Annotated in this window: 11 protein-coding genes; 9 read left to right on the forward strand and 2 right to left on the reverse strand. The window is 47.6% G+C overall.

What is annotated here, in order from left to right:
• The first annotated feature begins 40 nt into the window (after positions 1-40).
• From C8275_RS12820 to C8275_RS12845, 6 genes are all read left to right on the forward strand, one after another.
• A complete protein-coding gene (locus C8275_RS12820; protein WP_106625446.1) occupies positions 41-3,679 on the forward strand; it encodes a SusC/RagA family TonB-linked outer membrane protein in 3,639 nt (1,212 codons plus the stop codon).
• 5 nt (positions 3,680-3,684) lie between these two features.
• Entirely contained in the window at positions 3,685-5,142 is a 1,458-nt protein-coding gene (locus C8275_RS12825) for a RagB/SusD family nutrient uptake outer membrane protein (protein WP_199881928.1), read from the forward strand.
• A 27-nt stretch (positions 5,143-5,169) separates the two neighbouring features.
• The gene (locus tag C8275_RS12830) at positions 5,170-6,093 is read left to right on the forward strand and encodes a hypothetical protein (RefSeq protein ID WP_157948270.1); all 924 of its coding nucleotides are present in this window, start codon (positions 5,170-5,172) and stop codon (positions 6,091-6,093) included.
• On the forward strand, positions 6,090-8,120 hold the full coding sequence (locus C8275_RS12835) for a TlpA disulfide reductase family protein (RefSeq protein WP_106625449.1): 2,031 nt from the start codon (positions 6,090-6,092) through the stop codon (positions 8,118-8,120). The genes C8275_RS12830 and C8275_RS12835 overlap by 4 nt, the downstream gene beginning before the upstream one ends.
• 58 nt (positions 8,121-8,178) lie before the next feature.
• Positions 8,179-9,345: a TlpA disulfide reductase family protein gene (locus tag C8275_RS12840; protein ID WP_106625450.1), complete on the forward strand. Its 1,167-nt coding sequence runs from the start codon at positions 8,179-8,181 to the stop codon at positions 9,343-9,345.
• 659 nt (positions 9,346-10,004) lie between these two features.
• Complete coding sequence (locus tag C8275_RS12845) at positions 10,005-11,591, forward strand: Gfo/Idh/MocA family protein (RefSeq protein ID WP_106625451.1); 1,587 nt, start codon at positions 10,005-10,007, stop codon at positions 11,589-11,591.
• Between the two features lie 115 nt (positions 11,592-11,706).
• Here the strand turns inward: C8275_RS12845 and C8275_RS12850 are convergent, their stop codons facing one another.
• Positions 11,707-13,176, reverse strand: coding sequence for an MFS transporter (locus C8275_RS12850; RefSeq protein ID WP_106625452.1), 1,470 nt, complete (start codon positions 13,174-13,176; stop codon positions 11,707-11,709).
• Between the two features lie 286 nt (positions 13,177-13,462).
• Between C8275_RS12850 and C8275_RS12855 the strand changes: the two genes are divergently transcribed.
• Genes C8275_RS12855 through C8275_RS12865 form a run of 3 tightly spaced genes read left to right on the forward strand, consistent with a single transcriptional unit; the run spans position 13,463 to position 17,591 of the window.
• Entirely contained in the window at positions 13,463-14,560 is a 1,098-nt protein-coding gene (locus C8275_RS12855; protein ID WP_369861221.1) for a glycoside hydrolase family 105 protein, read from the forward strand.
• Positions 14,561-14,592: 32 nt separating this feature from the next.
• A complete protein-coding gene (locus C8275_RS12860) occupies positions 14,593-15,564 on the forward strand; it encodes a pectinesterase family protein (protein ID WP_106625454.1) in 972 nt (323 codons plus the stop codon).
• Between the two features lie 26 nt (positions 15,565-15,590).
• The gene (locus C8275_RS12865) at positions 15,591-17,591 is read left to right on the forward strand and encodes an SUMF1/EgtB/PvdO family nonheme iron enzyme (protein ID WP_106625455.1); all 2,001 of its coding nucleotides are present in this window, start codon (positions 15,591-15,593) and stop codon (positions 17,589-17,591) included.
• A 174-nt stretch (positions 17,592-17,765) separates the two neighbouring features.
• On the opposite strand, the gene C8275_RS12870 is transcribed toward C8275_RS12865, so the two are convergent.
• Positions 17,766-18,674 (reverse strand): AraC family transcriptional regulator, encoded by a 909-nt coding sequence (locus C8275_RS12870; protein ID WP_106625456.1) that lies wholly within the window; start codon positions 18,672-18,674, stop codon positions 17,766-17,768.
• Positions 18,675-18,745: the final 71 nt, after the last annotated feature.

An 18,745-nucleotide genomic window follows, 5' to 3' on the forward strand; every position in this document is an offset into this window, starting at 1 on the left:
TACAAACTAATTAATTTATAAATAGAAATCGTACAAGAGTATGAAAAAGACAAATTATTTGAGAGAACTACTTGGAGGACAATTGGAGAGGGACTCCATTTGGCTGCGGATAAGGCTATTGTGCATGTTTTTGATGTGTTTAGGCACATCTACTTCTGTAGTGCAGGCACAAAATACAGAGAGGATAAGTGTTGTAGTGCGTGAAAAGACCATAGCAGAAATACTGAATATCATAGAGAAAGAAACTAAATGTGTATTTTTATATGATGAAGAGGTAAAAGAGCATTTGTTGCAAAAGGTGGTCAGTATAGATATGAAAGAGAAATCAATTGATTATATCATGAAGAAACTGTTACATAATACGGGGCTTTCTTATAAGATTTCTCAGCGTCAGATATTGATATATAATGCCCATCCGGTAAAAGTCAGTCATCCGATTGAAGGACAGGCTATACAGATTTCAAGTTGCGTTGTTGATGAAACAGATGAAGTCTTGATTGGAGCAAATATTCAGATTCTGGAGAACAAGGTAGGAACCACAACCGATATAAACGGTTATTTCTCCTTGCGTGTTCCCTCCGAAAGTTCTCACATTAGAATTTCATATTTAGGTTATGAGCCATTGGTACTGAAAGCATCGCAAATTGGGAAAGAGATTACAATGTATCCTGCGAAAACAGATTTGAGCGAAATCGTTGTCAATGGATATAGCAAAATAGACAAACGTTTGTCAGCCAGTGCAACAACAACCCTAAATGCTGATGACATTATGATTCCGAATGTACCGACTCTTTCGGGTATGTTACAAGGAACCGTTCCGGGATTGACCGTGATGGCTTCATCCGGTTCTCCCAATGAGGCACCGAGAATCCGTATGCGTGGCTCAGCTACAATCCATGGGGATGCTGCTCCGGTATGGGTAATTGATGGTATAATTTGGGAAGAAACTGTCGATATTACCAATGATGAGGTTAATGCTATTTTGAGAGGTAATTCATCCTTAGATCAGGTAAATGAAAATGCAAGCATAAGTTTATTAGGAAATGCCATTACAGGATTAAACCCACACGATATTGAATCAATCACGTTTTTGAAGGATGCTTCAGCAACAGCCATCTACGGGACTCGTGCGGCTAACGGTGTAATTGTAGTAACAACAAAGAAAGGGCGTGAGGGAAAGACTAGTGTGAATTTTTCTTCTTCATGGGGACTCACATCACGTCCTACTTATGAAGATTATAAGATGATGAATTCAAAACAACGTATCGGGGTGTCAAAAGATATGGTTTCCAACGGATATTTATTTGATATAGAGCCTTATGATACTGGATATGAAGGTGCTTTATTTGCTTTATTGAATAAAGAAATCACTGATGATGAATTTGCAGCACGCGTTAGTGAGTTGGAAATGCGAAATACCGATTGGTTTGATTTACTTTGCCAGAACTCATTAAACCAGGATTACAACTTGAATATTTCCGGCGGAACAAGTAGCACCACTTATTATGTATCATTAGGGTATTCAGACAATAAAGGAACTGTGAAAGGTGATAACATGAAACGTTATAACTTCAAAATGAATTTGAATACTCATTTATGGAAATTCCTGAATGTTGGCACACAACTTTCTTATTCAGATCGTAAATCGACCGGATTCTACATGGTCAATCCTTTTGATTATGCTCTATATGCTTCGCGTACATTAGATCCAGATGAATTTTATGAGATGAGTGAAACTCGCGTAGAAGGGACAAAAAACAACTACACACTAAAATATAATATCTTTAATGAAATTAATCACACTTCTAACGTTACCAACGTAAGAGACATGAATGCGCAAATGAATCTTTCGGCAAATATTTTGAAAGGTCTTTCAACCGAGGCTTTGTTTAGCTTCAGATATGTGAATACGAACCAACGTCAATGGGCCGACGAACAGTCTTATTACATTGCCGGTATCCGTGGGTATGATTATGGCTCTGTTCTTCCGGGAAGTGCCGACGAACTAGCTTCCAAATTGCCCAAGGGAGGCATTTTGATTGACAGCAATCAGGACCAGGAATCGTGGACGGCACGTTTCTCTTTGAATTATAATACTGTTTTTAAAGACGATCACGTTATCAATGCCATGTTGGGTTATGAAGCGCGTTCAACCCAGTATGAGGGTTTGAAAGAACAGGAATACGGTTATTCCCCCAATCGTGGGAACAAGGTCAACCACGAATATAACAATCATGTTTCGGGATCAACTGATATCTATACATCGTCGCTCGACAAACACCATGCAACCATTACCAATACTTTAAGTAACACACTTTCTGGATTTGCTACTTTATCATACAGCTATAAGGGTAAATATATTCTGAACGGAAATGTACGTATGGATGCTTCAAACCGTTTCGGGCAGTATACAAATAACCGCTTCTTGCCTATTTGGAGCTTGGCTGGACGTTGGAACATTGCTGAAGAAGATTGGATTCCTCAGTTTGTCAATGATTTGAGTCTTCGTGCTTCATATGGTATGCAAGGAAACATTCCAACTTCAGTCGGTCCGAATCTGGTAGTTAGCTATCCAAGTACCACCATTAACCGATGGTCTGGCGAGTATGTTTTGCAAATAAGCCGTTTACCCTATCCGAATCTTCGCTGGGAAAAGACGCATACCGTAAACCTCGGTCTGGGATTCTCACTGTTAGACAACCGTATAACGGCTTGTTTGGACTACTATTGGAAAAAAAGCACCGATGTATTGTTCCAGCTTCCTGTAGGTCTGGAATATGGTGTAGAGCAGATTTATCGCAATGGTGCTGACCTGACAAACCGTGGCATTGAACTGTCAATGACTTTTATTCCAATCCGTACGAGAGATTGGGAATGGACTATTTCTCCTATTTGGTCAAAGAACGACAACGAAGTAACCAACGCTATCAAGAGTGAATATACGGTAAATGACTACCTGTCAGGAAACGCTTACGAAAACGGCAAGCCGGTAAATGCCATTTATTCATGGAAATTCACCGGTGTCGATTCTGAAACCGGCTATGCGACATTTGCCAATACCTATAAAACATCAGAAGAGGCTAGTGAATCGAAAAACATTGAGGATTTGTTAGTGTATTCAGGTTCAAAAGATCCGAAATTCAGTGGTGGTTTCTCAACAACCTTGCGTTGGAAAAACCTATTACTGAGTACACAATGGGCATTTCAGTTCGGTAATGTAATTCGTATGAATTATTTGTTTGAAGGTGAATCACTCATGCCACAACCTTATCAGAACCTGAATGTTAATCTGGCAAAAGCATGGAAACAGCCCGGTGATGAAAAATTCACAAACATTCCGGCATTCAATGTAAGCGGTGAATATGATTATAATGTTTATTACAACTATAATTCTCAGGTACGTTCGGCTAATACTTATACCATGTATAACTATTCAGACCTACGTGTTGCAAGCGGTGATTTCCTTCGCTGTCGTAATCTGAGCTTGACTTATAGTTTTCCCTATAATCAAATCGAAAAATATGGTCTCACATCCATGTCATTGGGATTGAATGTAACCAATCCGTTCACCTTCTGTAGCAGTAAGCTCGACGGACAAGATCCTGAAATTTCTGCAACAGGAACTACAGCGATGCCTATTACTCAAACCTATACGATATCATTAAACTTAAGTTTCTAATGTTTATGAATAAAATATATACTTTTTTGTTGGGCAGTTGCATGCTCGCCTTACAATCATGTGGTGATTTTCTAGAAGAAGTATCACAGGACGAGTTCGAACCTAAGACAACTGAAGCTTTTCGTGAACTGTTGAATGGAGAAGGATATAGTTTCACGAATTCGGTAAATCCGTTGACCTATATGATGGATGATGACATTGAATGTGTGCCCACGTCCTCTTGGGATGATATTCATCGAATACAGCAGGAACTATATACCTGGCAGCCCGATTTCTATGCGTTTCAGGATGAAGAAGGTACTTATGCGTCTTCAAATAAGGATGTTTACAAGAATCTGTATGAGCTGATTATGGCTTGCAACATTGTCGACGAGCATATTGACGGCTCACAAGGTACCGATGAAGACAAAACAGTTGTTCGAGCCGAAGCCCTGTCCTTGCGCGCATTCTACTACTTGCAGTTGATAAATCTGTATGCTTATCCTTATAATGACGAGGACCATGATCCGAGTACAACATTGGGGATTCCTTTGGTATTGACTTCCGAAGTTTTTGATGAAGGAAAATCACGTAATACAGTGAAGGAGGTTTATGACCAGATCGCAACAGATATTGAACAAGCATGTGACCTGTTTAATCAAGACAAGATTAGCCGTGGCGTGTTCCGTATTTCTTATACAGGCGCTCATCTGCTGGCCTCACGCGTGTACCTGCATATGGAAAACTGGAACAAAGTGATTGAACATGCTACTTGTGCATTGGAAACAGCCCCGGAGCTGGTCGATTTGAATAATTATTCAATCGATAACACCCTGAATCCGACAAACGGTATCATTTCGAGAAACTTCCCAGAAACTATCTTTTTAGGTGGATATCGGGCTATTTCCGGTTCGTATGGCTTAATGGGTACTCCGTTTAACGTGTCTTCCAGCCTGTTCAATTTATATGCAGACAATGACCTTCGAATCGGCACTTATCTGATGAAGGCCGCATCATCTCTTCCATATAATTACATGTTGCTAAAATCTAGTAGCGAGCAGGAATATGCCTGGCGTACTTCCGAGCTTTATCTGAATCGTGCCGAGGCTTATATAGAGCTCTATAAGAAAGGGAACCAAGAGGATGGACAAAACGCTGTAAATGACTTGAATGCATTGCTATCAAAGCGCTATCGTGATTACGAGCCATTGACACTGAAGCCAGTCGACGAGCTACAGAAACTGTATCGTGAAGAGCGCAGAAAAGAGTTGTGCTTTGAAGGGTTCCGCTGGTTTGATTTGCGTAGGTATGGCATGCCACAGCTTGAACATATCCTGATTGACCAGAGTGGAAACAGTACACGTTACATCTTGAAAGAAAAAGACCCTTCCTATGTCCTCCCTTTGCCAGATAATGCAATGGAACATAATGCAAATCTGATTCAAAATGAACTGAGTCCGCGCAGGAAAGGTTCTGCCATGTAATAAATATAAAACCATAAATTGACAAAAATGAAACATATATATTTAACTGTCCTGATCGGACTTTGTTTAGGAGTATCTTTCAGCTCATGCAATGAAGATGATTTGATTCCTTCAGAAAATAATCATATGATGACTTTTCCGCAAGGTGATGCGGATTATGACAAGGAAATCTTGTCCATATACAATGAATATGGAACGCATATGATTTATGACTTCAACGACAATCAGTTTCGTTGGGAAGTAACTTCGCAGTTGCCCTACATGAGCAAAAAAGGCGATACGGACTATGTGTCAGATGCTATTTATTTCATTCTGAGAAACTGTCTGGAATTGTATGACAAAGATTTTGTGAAAGAATTACTCCCTTATCGCATTTTCCTAGCTTCAAATATTTCGAAAATATGGAATTATTCGGGTTATACAGCCGACTGGAGCTGGGTAGAAGAGCATGATACCATTCCGGGAATAGGTGCCATTAATGGATACAAGAGCATTGGTTTCGGTTTTACCAGCAAACGTCTGAACGAATTGGATGATGACAGTTTGGCCATCGTAAAGGCTGAACTGAATGCTTCACTGATAGCATCAGGCATTGACAATGAGTTAATTGAGATCCCGGATGATTTTGATACTTTAGCAGCAGCCAACAAGGATAACCTTTGGTATGCAAATTTCATTGATGCTTATTCCGGATATAACAGTGTGGGGGTGTTGGAATATGTGGATCCGCAAACAATCACTGTGGCCGACGAATTTAATCAGTATGTGAAATATCTGATGATGCTGACGGATGAAGAATTCGACAGTCGTTTTCTGAATTCGACATTTGATACAGGAGGTTATGTGACACAAAAGAAACCAATTGTAAAAAACTGGTTAAAAGAGAAATATAACATTAATATTGAAGACATTGTAAATAAACCAATTTTATTAAAATCTAAATCAGAATGAAAAAGTTTATGTATAGAGCAATCTTATTATTGCTCGTCGCTTGCTTTCAATGGTCTGCTTTCGGACAAGAACAACAGGCCGTAGTGGAGGTTTCTCGCCTCTCTGGAATTCCTAAAGATCTGATAGCAGGTTCTACTATTGACCTAGTTTATTCTCCGAAAGGAGGACCTTTGGAAGGTAAAGATCAGATTGTGGCTCTTGTATACATGTACAATTTCTATAAGTGGGAATTAGGTGATGTAGAGCTGCAAAAAGATGGTGATGTATGGAAGGGACGGTTTGTAGTCCCGTCAAATTGTGCTTTCCTTGCGTTTAAGTTCCAGTCAACATGGAATAAATTTGTTAATGTTTCAGATAATAATGATGATAAAGGTTTCATGTATATGACTGTTGATCTGGATGGTCAGCCGCTCCCGGGTGGATATTTGGCATGGGGTGTCTTCCGTAAGCCATCTGTAAATCTTGTTGGATATGGCTACTTCGGTCCGAATTACCAGGAGATTGATCAAGAGGCACTGTATTTCTGGTATCAGAGAGAGGTGCAGGCTCATTTGCAGAATGTGGGTTATTTCTTTTCTGACATGATGAATATTGTGCAAAAACAGGCTGGTGACCGTTACCCCGAAGCTGTCAAGCTGATTTTTGCAACGTTTTCAAGTCAGGACGACACTCCAAAGAGCGAAGATAACTACATAACAATGGAAAACATTTATCGGTATGTGTTGAAGGATACTGTGAGAGCCGACAGTATGCTGAATCTGATTCTGGAAAAATATCCGAACGGATGGACTATGCGCCGAAAAGCTTTCGACAAGGTTTATATGGGCAATCCGAATCGCTATTTCGATGATATGTGCAAATTCTTAAAAGACTATCCTGTGACTGATCTGAAACAACATCCCGAGTGGCCTTCCTTTATCTATTATAATGGTATGCGCCGGTTGGCTCCTTATTTCTTCTATCCAGACAAGGACAGGAATATCTTGATACAGATGATTCCCGACTATAATTTCCGTACACTGGCCGAGATTTATCGTTCAACAGTATTCCCTTTCCACATGAAGAAAGCTGTGGCAGACAGTGTGAACTATGATGTAGCTAAGGCTTTGATTTCCGAGATGGAGAAGAAACGGACCGACAAATCCTACTGTATTGACGATGATTACTCTCCTCATCAATCGGACGAATGGGCGCTAAGCAACTTGGATCAGTACAGGGGAAGCTATGCAGACATATTATATTGCCTGGGTAAGGTTGACGAAGCGCTAGCTCAGATTACTTTGATTTCCGAATCAAGGCGTTATGTTGAGTCTGCCGTTAATGAAACACACCTGAAATGCCTGTTGGCTAAGGGCGATTTAAAAGGCATCGATGCACTTGCCAAAAATGCATTCAAAAGTAACGCCGTAACACCTACCATGATGAATATTCTGAAACAGCAGTATGTAAAGAACAACGGTAAGGAAGACGGCTTTGAGGCTTACATCGAATCGCTAAAACCAGAAGATGAGAAAGAAGCTTTCAAAAAAGAACTAAAAAAATCATTAATCAAGGAAGCTTACGAACCGTTCCAGATGGAGGCTATGGACAAGTCAATCGTGAAGTCTGCCGATTGGAAAGGTAAAATCGTAGTTCTTGACTTCTGGGCTTCTTGGTGCTTCCCGTGCAGAAGTTCATTTCCGGGCATGCAGATGGCTGTTGATCGCTATGCCAACGATCCAGATGTGAAGTTCTATTTTGTCGACACTATGGAAAATAGCGATAACTACAAAGCTGCGGCTGCAAAAATCATGAAAGAAGGCAAGTATACCTTCAATGTGCTTTTCGATAATGTAAACCCGGAAACAAAAGCACAGAATATGGTATTCTCATCTATGGACAAGATCAACAACTCAATGGCTATTCCTCGCAAGATGATACTGAAAGATGGCTATGTCAGATATACAGTCGAAGGATATGGAGGCAGTCCAAGTAAATTGGTTGATGAAATTGCCTATGTGATTGAAATGCTGAAAGCTGAAAAATAAATATACTCGTACCTGTTTACCCCAATGAGCAGGTACGAGCTTTTTTGAGAAGAAACATATGAAAAGACTACAATTGTTACTGTTTGGATTAATGGCCTTTTGCTTTGCACAGGCACAAAAAGCCACGTTTCGCATCGAGGGATCTTTCCTCGGTAATAATTCTTATGACAATCGTCCAATTCGGTTGGTTGAACACGACGTGATTTATTATGATCAGATAACGGTGCTTGACTCAACCATAGTTCGTAACGGGTACTTCGTGTTCGAAGGAACGACTGATGTTCCGAAGGTTGCGTCGGTTGAGATGTTGGATACAAAACCGACCGATTGGATATCTGCTACTAATCAGGACGTGATTCTCGAAAACGGAACAATCGTAATGAAATATGATTCACTCGGAGTTGTTATTACGGGTACTCCGCTGAACAACCGCTATAGTGAAATACTGTTAAGCGAAAACAGAAATATCCGTCAGAAGACCAATGAGATTCTTGCCGAAAGACAGCTACGCACAGATGCTGAGAACGGCGTACTTTCCACAAAGGAAAATGAAGAGTTCAACAACCTGATTGCTTCTTTGTATACCAATTACAAGAAGAAACAGGAAAACTTTGCAAAAGAAAATATCCAGAATCCGGTAGGTATTTATTTCTTTTTCAAATATCCAGTCACTATGTATGAAAAAGACTATCTGGAATATATGAAGGTACGAATTGATCCGGCCATTTGGAAGAAGAACGAAGAAAAGATAAATCAGCGTGAACAGGCCGAACAGAAAGTGTTACAGTCGAAAAAGGAAATGAACATAGGACATCGCTACCGCGAAATCATCGGACGCGATCCAGCCGGGAATACGGTAAAGCTTTCCGAATTGATCAAGCCGGGACATATTACACTGCTCATTTTTTGGGCTTCTTGGTGTGCTCCTTGCATTCAGGAGATTCCTTATTTCAAAGAACTGTATAAGGATTATCATGCCAAAGGGCTTGACCTGATTAGCATTTCGCTTGACTCAACCGAGAAGGCATGGTTGAATGCCCTACAGAAGCAAGCCATGGAATGGCCACAAATGTCGGAGCTGAAAGGATGGAAAGGTACTGCGCCTAAAGATTATGGCATCAACAGCATACCTTTTGTGCTTTTGCTCGACCAGAATGGTTGTATAGTTATCCGCAACCTTTACGATAAGTTGTTGATTAATGCCATTGAAGAACAGTTGAAATAACATGAAGGTGTGTTAAAAAGTACACCTCAATTTTTATGCACAAAGCCCCGACTTTTACAAGCTGGGGCTTTGCTACATTCCAAAGTTTTTGCTATTCTAGGCATAAAGATTTAGCACTATGGCAAAGAGTACATGAGCATCATTACAGTTCCAACCAAACAACGCATATACCCATCAAAAATCATCCGTTTTCAGGGAATAATCATCAATCTGCTTTTTGCAAATATACGGTTTTGCAGACAACTAACCGCAAAATTTGCGGCTTATCATCCGCACAAAACAGTAAAACCATTATTTATCAGTATTCCTAGATAGAATTTATGAAATGCCTGTCAGCTCGCCCGGAATTTAAATTACATATTTGTACAAAACCACATTTTTTCGACCGAACTTACGCATCAAACGAACAAGCCCCCCACATCAAGAATGACTAAGATTCTCTATTGAAACGCATCAGATGGAAAAAAGACTGCAAATACAAGGCTGGTTTGTTGGAATTATGCCTAAAATCATCCTACATTCGTGGACAATATGCCGGACATCATGGGACACCAATGCCCTGCGCAGCTTGATGGAAGTTTGTCCGGACCGTATGAATGGCAATTCATCTTCGTACCGGTAAAAGAACTTTTTACTTTATGCTATAAAACTACCTTGTTATGAAAAATTGGAAATCAGTACTCTTAGGAGTTGTGATGGGTGCCAGCACCCTGACCCTCGCCGCGCAGGACGACGGGGGTGTGTCGGAATTCGGAACCCCTTATCACTGGGAAAAAGGAACCATCGTCGTAGAATCACCTGAACGTCCTGCGGGTCAGGAATCCGTACTGGGTCTGACTGTCCCCAAGATGGGTGTAGTCAGAGTCGGCTTTATCGGACTCGGCATGAGAGGTCCGGGTGCCGTCGAACGTTTCACCCATATTCCCGGTACACAAATCGTGGCACTTTGCGACTACGAACGTTCACGGGCGGAAGCTTGTCAGTCCTATCTCCGGAAAGCCAATTTCGCTCCCGCTGCCATCTATTCAGGTGAAAAAGGCTACGAGGAACTGTGCAAACGCCCCGACATCGACCTCGTCTACATCGCAGCCGACTGGCTTCACCACTTCCCCATCGCCAAATGTGCGCTGGAGAATGGCAAGAACGTAGCGATTGAAGTGCCTTCCGCGATGAACCTCAAGGAATGCTGGGCACTGGTAAACCTGAGCGAAAAGACGCGCAAACACTGCATGATTCTCGAAAACTGCTGCTATGACTGGTTTGAAATGAACTCTCTCAACATGGCACAACACGGTGTCTTCGGCGAGGTGCTCCGCGTGCAGGGAGCTTACATCCATAACCTGGATGATTTCTGGCCCTACTATTGGAAGACGGATGCCAATGACAAACTCGGCTGGCGTCTGCGTTACAACATGAATCACCGTGGAGATGCCTACCCCACGCACGGCCTGGGACCCGTCGCTCAAGTGCTGAACATCCACCGCGGCGACCGCATGAAGACACTTGTGGCAATGGACACGAAGTCGGTCCACGGCAAGGAACTCGTAGAGAAGTATTCGGGTGAGAAATGTGAGAACTTCCGCAACGGAGACCACACGACCACCATGATCCGCACGGAAAACGGAAAGGTCATCGAAATCCAGCACAACGTGATGACCCCGCAACCCTACAACCGGCTCTACCAGCTGACCGGTACACGGGGATTCGCCAACAAATATCCCATTGAAGGATATGCCCTCGATGCTTCGCAGATGAAGGATGCCGGTGTACAGCCGCAGGTAGACAACCTGAACAGCCACTCCTTCCTGTCGGACAAAGACCGTCAGGCTCTCGAAACCAAATACCAGCATCCCATCTTGAAGAAATATGGTGAAATGGCGAAGGAAGTCGGTGGTCACGGTGGCATGGACTTCATCATGGATGCCCGACTCGTGTACTGCCTCCAGAATGGACTTCCCCTCGACATGGATGTGTATGACCTTGCCGAATGGTGTGCACTGGCAGAACTGGGCAGCATCTCGATGGACAACAACTGTGCCTCTGTCGCCTTCCCCGACTTCACACGTGGTCACTGGAACGATGTGAAAGGTTATCGTCACGCGTATGCCACTCCTGAAGCTGAAGCCGAAGCCTTGCGCATCGCCCAGGAAGCAACGGCACGCCTGAAACAGGGCAACGAAAAGGCATGGGCCAAGTATGACAAGGCACTTGCCAAAGCGAAAAAGCAACAGGCAAAAGAGAAATAATCTGCTGAAGCAGACATCCGTACAACAGGAAAGCACCCGATGGAAGGCTGAGCGTCTCCATCGGGTGCTTTCGTATTATTCAATGAATGTCTGTCAATTCAGCTTGCAGGGAATCTTATTCCACAACAACCGGTCTGTACTTCGGAACGAGTGCCTTCATGATGCACCAGCCGATGAGGTAAGCCACGGCGCAGACGCAGAAGATGATGAAGTAACCTGCCTCCTTGCCCTGGAAGCCCATGAAGACCATCTGGGTGGCATCCGAATAGTCGAACAGGGTACCTGAACACTTGTTGATGAGGAACGAGCCCAGACCACCTGCCATACCACCGATACCGGTAATGGTAGCCACGGCAGTGTTGGGGAACATGTCGCCAACTACCGAGAAGATGTTAGCCGACCAGGACTGGTGGGCAGCACCGGCAATACCGATAATGATGATCGGGAACCAGTAGGAATAGCTTCCCAACGGTTGTGCCAACAGGGCGAGCAAGGGGAAGAGGGCAAAAATGAACATCGCCTGCATACGGGCTGCGTATGGATTCTTGCCGGTACGGTTGATGATGATGGTCGGCAGCTTACCGCCATAGATGGAGAGCATCGTGATGGCATAAAGCACGAAGATGAGCAACTGTGCCGTGGGGCTGTCGGATGAGAATCCGTACACGTCGGAGATGTAAGCCGGTGTCCAGAAGAGGAAGAACCACCACACACCGTCGGTCATGAACTTACCTACGGCAAACGCCCAAGTCTGACGGAACTTCAGGCACTGCCAGAAAGAGAGCTTCTTCTCTTCCTTGCGGTTCTCGGCTGCACTCTTGGCAGCTGCCTCTTCGTCTTCGCGGTCCTGCTCGATGTAAGCCAGCTCGGCCTTGTTGACGAAGCGGTTCTCATGCGGCTTCTTGTAGAGGAACATCCAGAAACCCATCCAGATGAAGCCCAACGCACCGATAACGATGAAAGCCATCTCCCAACCGTTACCGACACCGATTTCCTGGAAGTAACGTGCCAAAGGCGGGATGCTCACCGGAGCGGCAAGGGCACCCACTGTGGCACCTGCATTGAAGATGGAGGTAGAGAAGGCACGGTCTTTTTTCGGGAAATATTCGGCAGTCACCTTGATGGCGGCGGGGAAGTTTCCGGCTTCACCCACACCCAGGATGATACGTGCGGCAATGAAGTAATAAACACTGACAATTGCAATCGTCGAAGCGACAGCGCCGCCAGCGGAAAGCATCTCAGCTGTGGTATGGATGCCTACGGTATGTTCCGTGGCCCATCCGCAGAGGGCGTGTGCACAGGCACCCAGCGACCAGACACCGATCGCCCACAAATATCCTTTTTTTGTTCCCATCCAGTCGATGAAACGGCCGGCGAACAAGTTGGCAATGGCATATACGATGGAGAAGATAGCGGTGATATCACCGTAGTTACTATCCGTCCAGTGAAACTCAGGAGCAATGAAGTCCTTCCACGTTAGAGACAAGACCTGCCGGTCCATGTAATTGACAGTCGTAGCGAAGAAAAGCATGGCACAGATGATCCAACGGTAATTGGTCATCTTGTCATTTCGTAATGTACTCATAATACTAATTTAGGTTTTATTGTTTTAAATTGTTTTTCGAGATTTGCGCCCAAAGGTACATTTTCTTGATGAATAACGGTTACAAAAATGCCGACTTTTTTGTTTTATTAAATACGATTTCTCATAGAAATGAGCCGCAATCCCTAAATTTGCAACTATTATCACATAACTCGTTACTATGAAACACTTAAAATCATTTGCGCTGCTCGGCTGCGCCCTGTTCTTTTCTTTAACATCTTCTGCCCAATCGTCCAAAGTCGACACGGAAGCTCCGTGGTCGGTGCGTATGGCGGAATCGGAGATGATACGTTGCCCGGAAGCCTGGCAACTGGACTTCCAACCCCGCCTCAAATGGGATTACTGCCACGGTGTGGAGCTGGGGGCTTTTCTCAACCTGTATGACGCTTACGGCGACAAGCGGTATTACGACTATGCCCTGCAATACTGCGACACGATGGTACACGACGACGGAAGCATCGAGACCTACCGTCCCTCCGAACTGAGTCTGGACCGCATCAACACTGGTAAAATCTTTTTCCGTATTTACGAACAGACGAAAGACATCAAGTATAAGAAAGCGCTGGACATGCTCCGTGCACAGCTCACCTGCCAGCCACGCACCAAGGAAGGGGGATTCTGGCACAAGCTGGTCTACCCGAACCAGATGTGGCTGGACGGCATCTACATGGGCTCGCCGTTCTATGCCGAATATGCGTTCCGCAACAACCGGCCTGAAGACTATCAGGACGTCATCCGTCAGTTTGTGGTCTGCGCACGACACACCTACGACCCGGCGACGGGACTGTACCGCCATGCCTGGGACGAAGCCCGCAAGCAACCTTGGGCTGACAAGAAGACCGGACAGTCGCCTCACACCTGGGGACGCGCCATGGGCTGGTATGCCATGGCACTGGTCGACGCGCTGGAGTTCATCCCCAAGCATGAACCGGGACGCGAAGAGGTGATGGACATCCTCGACAACGTAGTGACCCAGATAGCCCGCTGGCAGGACAAGGAGAGCGGCTTGTGGTATCAGGTCATCGACCGCAGCGGCGACGAAGGCAACTACCTGGAGTCGTCCGTCTCGACCATGTTCATCTATACGTTATATAAGGGAGTCCGTCTGGGACTGATTGACCCCACCTACCTTGCTGTTGCCGAGAAGGGCTACCAGGGCGTACTGAAACACTTCATCGAGGTCGACGAGAACGGAGTGGTCTCGCTCACACAGACTTGTGCCGTTGCCGGACTGGGAGGCAATCCCTACCGCTCGGGAGACTACGACTACTACATCCACGAGAAGGTACGCGCCAACGACCCCAAGGCAGTAGGTCCGTTCATCAACGCCAGCCTGGAACGTGAAAGACTGAAAGAGAAAAGATAATCAGAAAGACAAACTTAAAACCTCAACCGAAAATGAAACAACTGGGAATGCTATTGCTCGGCCTGCTGCTGGGCGTGACAAGTTATGCCGCCACGGATACCCCCGACACACTGGTCGTGGCACGCGACGGTTCGGGCAAGTTCCGTAACCTGTGGGAAGCCATCGAGGACTGCCGTGCCTTCATGGACTACCACAAAGTGATTTACGTCAAGAAGGGCGTCTACAAGGAGAAAGTCATCATACCGTCCTGGCTCACGAACATCGAGATACTCGGCGAGGACCGCGACGAGACCATCATCACCTATGACGACCACGCCAACATCCGCCTTGCCGGGCACGACACGAACATGGGTACCTTCCGCACCTACACGGTCAAGGTGGAGGGCAGTGACATCACCTTCAGGAACATCACCATCGAGAACAATGCCGCACAGAAGGGACAGGCCGTGGCACTCCACACCGAGGGCGACCGGCTGAAGTTCGTCAACTGCCGCATCCTGGGCAATCAGGACACCATCTACACCGGAGTGGCAGGCACCCGGCTTTACTTCGCCGACTGCTACATCGACGGGACTACCGACTTCATCTTCGGTCCGTCGACCGCCTGGTTCGAACGCTGCACCCTCCACAGCAAGCGCGACTCCTATGTCACGGCAGCCTCCACCCCGAAGGAAATCCGTTACGGCTACGTGTTCAATCATTGCAAGCTGACGGCTGAACCGGAGGTGAAACGTGTCTTCCTCGGACGTCCGTGGCGTCCGTATGCCTACACCCTCTTCATGAACTGCGAACTGGACGAGCACATCGTGACTAAAGGCTGGCACAACTGGGGCAAGGCGTCCAATGAACAGACGGCACGCTATGCCGAATATCACAATACGGGGGCAGGCGCCGCTACCGGAGAACGTGCCCCGTGGAGCCGTCAGCTCACCGACAAGGAGGCTGCCGGAATCACACTGGAACAGGTATTCTCCATTCAGGACACCTGGAACCCACTCGACTGATACGCTGACCAACGAACACAATCATCATGCAAATCAAATATCCTTTACTGGCACTCGTCGTCTGTGCGTCAACCGGACTCCATGCGCAACAGCAGGAGCCGCTCATCCCCACGGTGGAGATTCCCGCCGGAAGCTTCTACATGGGTGGTTCGGGCATCGGTGAGAACTACGACGAGGCGCCGATGCACCGCGTGACCATCTCACGCCCCTTCCGCATGGGCATTACTGAAGTGACCAATGCCCAGTATGAACAGTTCCGCCCGGAGCACAAGGCGTTGCGGGGCAAACGCGGCTTCTCGTCGGGGGACGACGAGGCGGTGGTCTTCGTGAGCTATGACGATGCCGTGGCGTTCTGCCGCTGGCTCTCGGAACGGGAGGGAAAGACTTACCGTCTGCCCACCGAGGCTGAATGGGAATATGCCTGCCGCGCCGGGACGCTCTACAACTTCTACATGGGCGACAAGCTGCTGAAACCCTACATGAAGAACCAGGAAGTGGCGACCACCCTGAAACAGGTGTCGCTGCAAGTGGGTCAGACACCCGCCAACCCCTGGGGACTGTATGACATGAGCGGCAACGTCGAGGAATGGTGCGCCGACTGGTACGGTCCCTACATGCCTTCTGCCCAGACTGACCCCGTGGGCTATGCCGACGGTCTCTACCGGGTGACGCGGGGCGGCAGCCATAACACGCCGACCCAGTATCTGCGTTCGGGCAACCGCTCTGCCATGATACCGGAGGACAAGTTCGTGCACGTGGGCTTCCGCGTGGTACAGGCTGACTATCCGACGACGGAACCGCTGCCCGTCATCCCGGACACGTATGCCTACACCGTGAGCCACGAACCGTGCGACTGGGAAGCCCAACGGGTGGACACCCCGGTGTTCGACCCCTACATCGTCTACGTGAAAGAGCCTGCACCCGGCTCGGGCACCCCGTTCTACAGCCACAACCACCAGCCTGCCATCACCTGGTGCCCGAACGGCGACCTGCTCGCCATCTGGTTCTCCACCAATGATGAGAAGGGACGGGAGCTGACAGTCCTCTCCTCCCGCCTGCGCCGCGGCAGCACGGAGTGGGAACCTGCCCGCCTGTTTTTCAAGGTGCCAGACCGCAACATGACCGGATCCGCCCTGTTCCATGACGGGAACGGCACCCTCTACCACATCAACGGCGTGGAGGCGTTGGGCGGATGGAAGAACCTCGCCATGACCCTGCGCACCAGCACGGACAACGGTGCCACCTGGACACGTCCGCGCATCATCGCTCCCGAACACACGTTGCGCCACCAGGTCATTGCCGGCACGATGATGACCCGCGAAGGCTGGCTCGTGCAAGCCTGTGACGCCGGCTCGGGCGGCAGCGACGGAGCAGCCGTCCACATCAGCAAGGACAAGGGACAGACCTGGACCGACCCGTGGGACGGAAAGCCCCTGCCGACCTTTGCCGAAGGGGCGACGGGAAGTACCATCGCCGGCATCCACGCCGGAGTGGTCCAGCTGAACGACGGACGCCTCATGGCACTGGGACGCAACAACAACATCAAGGACAAGGAAGGCCGCCTGCGCATGCCCATGAGCCTTTCCGACGACATGGGCAAGACATGGACCTACCATGCCTCGGAACTTCCGCCCATCGACGGGGGGCAACGGCTGGTGCTGATGCGCCTCAACGAGGGGCCGCTCCTGCTGGTTTCGTTCACCGGGCACCCCTTCCGCACGTCCGACCGTGACAGCGAGCTGTGGTTCACCGCCCCCGACGGGCACCGTTTCCGCGGACACGGACTGTATGCCGCCGTCTCCTACGACGAAGGCAAGACGTGGGACACCCGCCGTCTGTTGACCGACGGACGCCGCCAGCTCCTGAATGCCGGAGCATGGACCCAGTGGTTCGAGGCAGACGCTACCCATGCCGAGCCACGCGGCTACCTTGCCGCCACCCAGACACCCGACGGCATGATACACCTCGTCAGCAGCCGCTTCTACTACCGCTTCAACCTGGCCTGGCTGGAAGCAGTGAAGAAGTAAGGGACAGACGAGCACAAACCGGCACATAGACAGACCTAAGTATGATACTTAGCCTACCTAAGTATTATACTTAGGCTGCCAAAGTATCATACTTAGGTCTGCATAAGCCCGGCTTAGTCCGGGTACTTCCCGGCTTCATATCCGACTGAAGCCGTATCCTTGCATCGGACAAACTTACTTCATCGCCTGCGCCTTCCGATACTCGTTGGGCGACATGCCTACGTTCCGCTTGAAAAGACGGTTGAAATGCTGGGAATACTGGAAGCCGAGGTCGTCGGCAATCTGGGAGACGGTCTTGTCCGTGCCGAGCAGGAAGTCTTTCGCCGTGTCGATGATTTTCGCCTGGATGTATTCCTGTGGCGTCTTTCCGGTCGACTTCTTGATCAGGTCACCGAAGTAGTTGGGCGACAGGAAGACGCGCTCGGCAAAATATTTCACACTGGGCAGCCCTTCCGTCTGCACCATCCCCGTCCGGAAATAGTCGTCGAGGAGCGCCTCGAAGCGGATCAGCACATCCTGGTTCGACTGGGTGCGGGTGACAAACTGACGGTTGTAGAAACGCATGCAATAGTCCAGCAGCAACTGGATGTTCCGCGCAATCAGCCGCTTGCTCAGCCTGTCTATCGGACGTTCCAGCTCCATCCTTATCTTTGCCAGACAGTCGAGGATGATGCACTTCTCGTCGTCCGAGAGATGCAATGCCTCGGTGGAATTGTAAGAGAAGAACGAGTAGGACTTGATTTCCTGACCGAGGGACGTCCCCTTGATCAGGTCGGGATGGAACACAATGCCGCGTGCCGTCGGGTTGACCCCTTCGGTGAGCGAAACCTCGATGACCTGTCCGGGAGCAAAGCTGACGATGGTCCCGTCTTCGTAGTCATAGACCTGCCGTCCGTAGCGGATGTCCCCGCACTTGGTCTCTTTCAGCAGCAGGGCATACACCCCATAGTTAATGGTAAAGTGGGACGGATGGCAGTGTGCCTGCGACATGTCCACCACGCTCACCAGCGGATGGAGCGTCTCCAGACCGAACAGCTTGTTGTATTGATCGACCGTGTCGAGATGGATAATTTCTTCATTCATAACATAGAGCCATTAGCGTGTGACAAAAATACACATTTTATCGTACCTTTGCCCCATCTAAACCAAAATCC

This window comes from Bacteroides sp. Marseille-P3684 (genome assembly GCF_900291465.1).
Taxonomy (GTDB): Bacteria; Bacteroidota; Bacteroidia; order Bacteroidales; family Bacteroidaceae; genus Phocaeicola_A.

What these genes read in the sequence shown, in the direction of transcription:
- C8275_RS12820 (WP_106625446.1), top strand. Translation starts at nt 41, where the DNA reads ATGAAAAAGACAAATTATTTGAGAGAACTACTTGGAGGACAATTGGAG.
- C8275_RS12855 (WP_369861221.1), top strand. Translation starts at nt 13,463, where the DNA reads ATGGCGGAATCGGAGATGATACGTTGCCCGGAAGCCTGGCAACTGGAC.
- C8275_RS12865 (WP_106625455.1), top strand. Translation starts at nt 15,591, where the DNA reads ATGCAAATCAAATATCCTTTACTGGCACTCGTCGTCTGTGCGTCAACC.
- C8275_RS12870 (WP_106625456.1), bottom strand. Translation starts at nt 18,674, where the DNA reads ATGAATGAAGAAATTATCCATCTCGACACGGTCGATCAATACAACAAG.
- C8275_RS12835 (WP_106625449.1), top strand. Translation starts at nt 6,090, where the DNA reads ATGAAAAAGTTTATGTATAGAGCAATCTTATTATTGCTCGTCGCTTGC.
- C8275_RS12825 (WP_199881928.1), top strand. Translation starts at nt 3,685, where the DNA reads ATGAATAAAATATATACTTTTTTGTTGGGCAGTTGCATGCTCGCCTTA.
- C8275_RS12860 (WP_106625454.1), top strand. Translation starts at nt 14,593, where the DNA reads ATGAAACAACTGGGAATGCTATTGCTCGGCCTGCTGCTGGGCGTGACA.
- C8275_RS12845 (WP_106625451.1), top strand. Translation starts at nt 10,005, where the DNA reads ATGAAAAATTGGAAATCAGTACTCTTAGGAGTTGTGATGGGTGCCAGC.
- C8275_RS12850 (WP_106625452.1), bottom strand. Translation starts at nt 13,176, where the DNA reads ATGAGTACATTACGAAATGACAAGATGACCAATTACCGTTGGATCATC.
- C8275_RS12840 (WP_106625450.1), top strand. Translation starts at nt 8,179, where the DNA reads ATGAAAAGACTACAATTGTTACTGTTTGGATTAATGGCCTTTTGCTTT.
- C8275_RS12830 (WP_157948270.1), top strand. Translation starts at nt 5,170, where the DNA reads ATGAAACATATATATTTAACTGTCCTGATCGGACTTTGTTTAGGAGTA.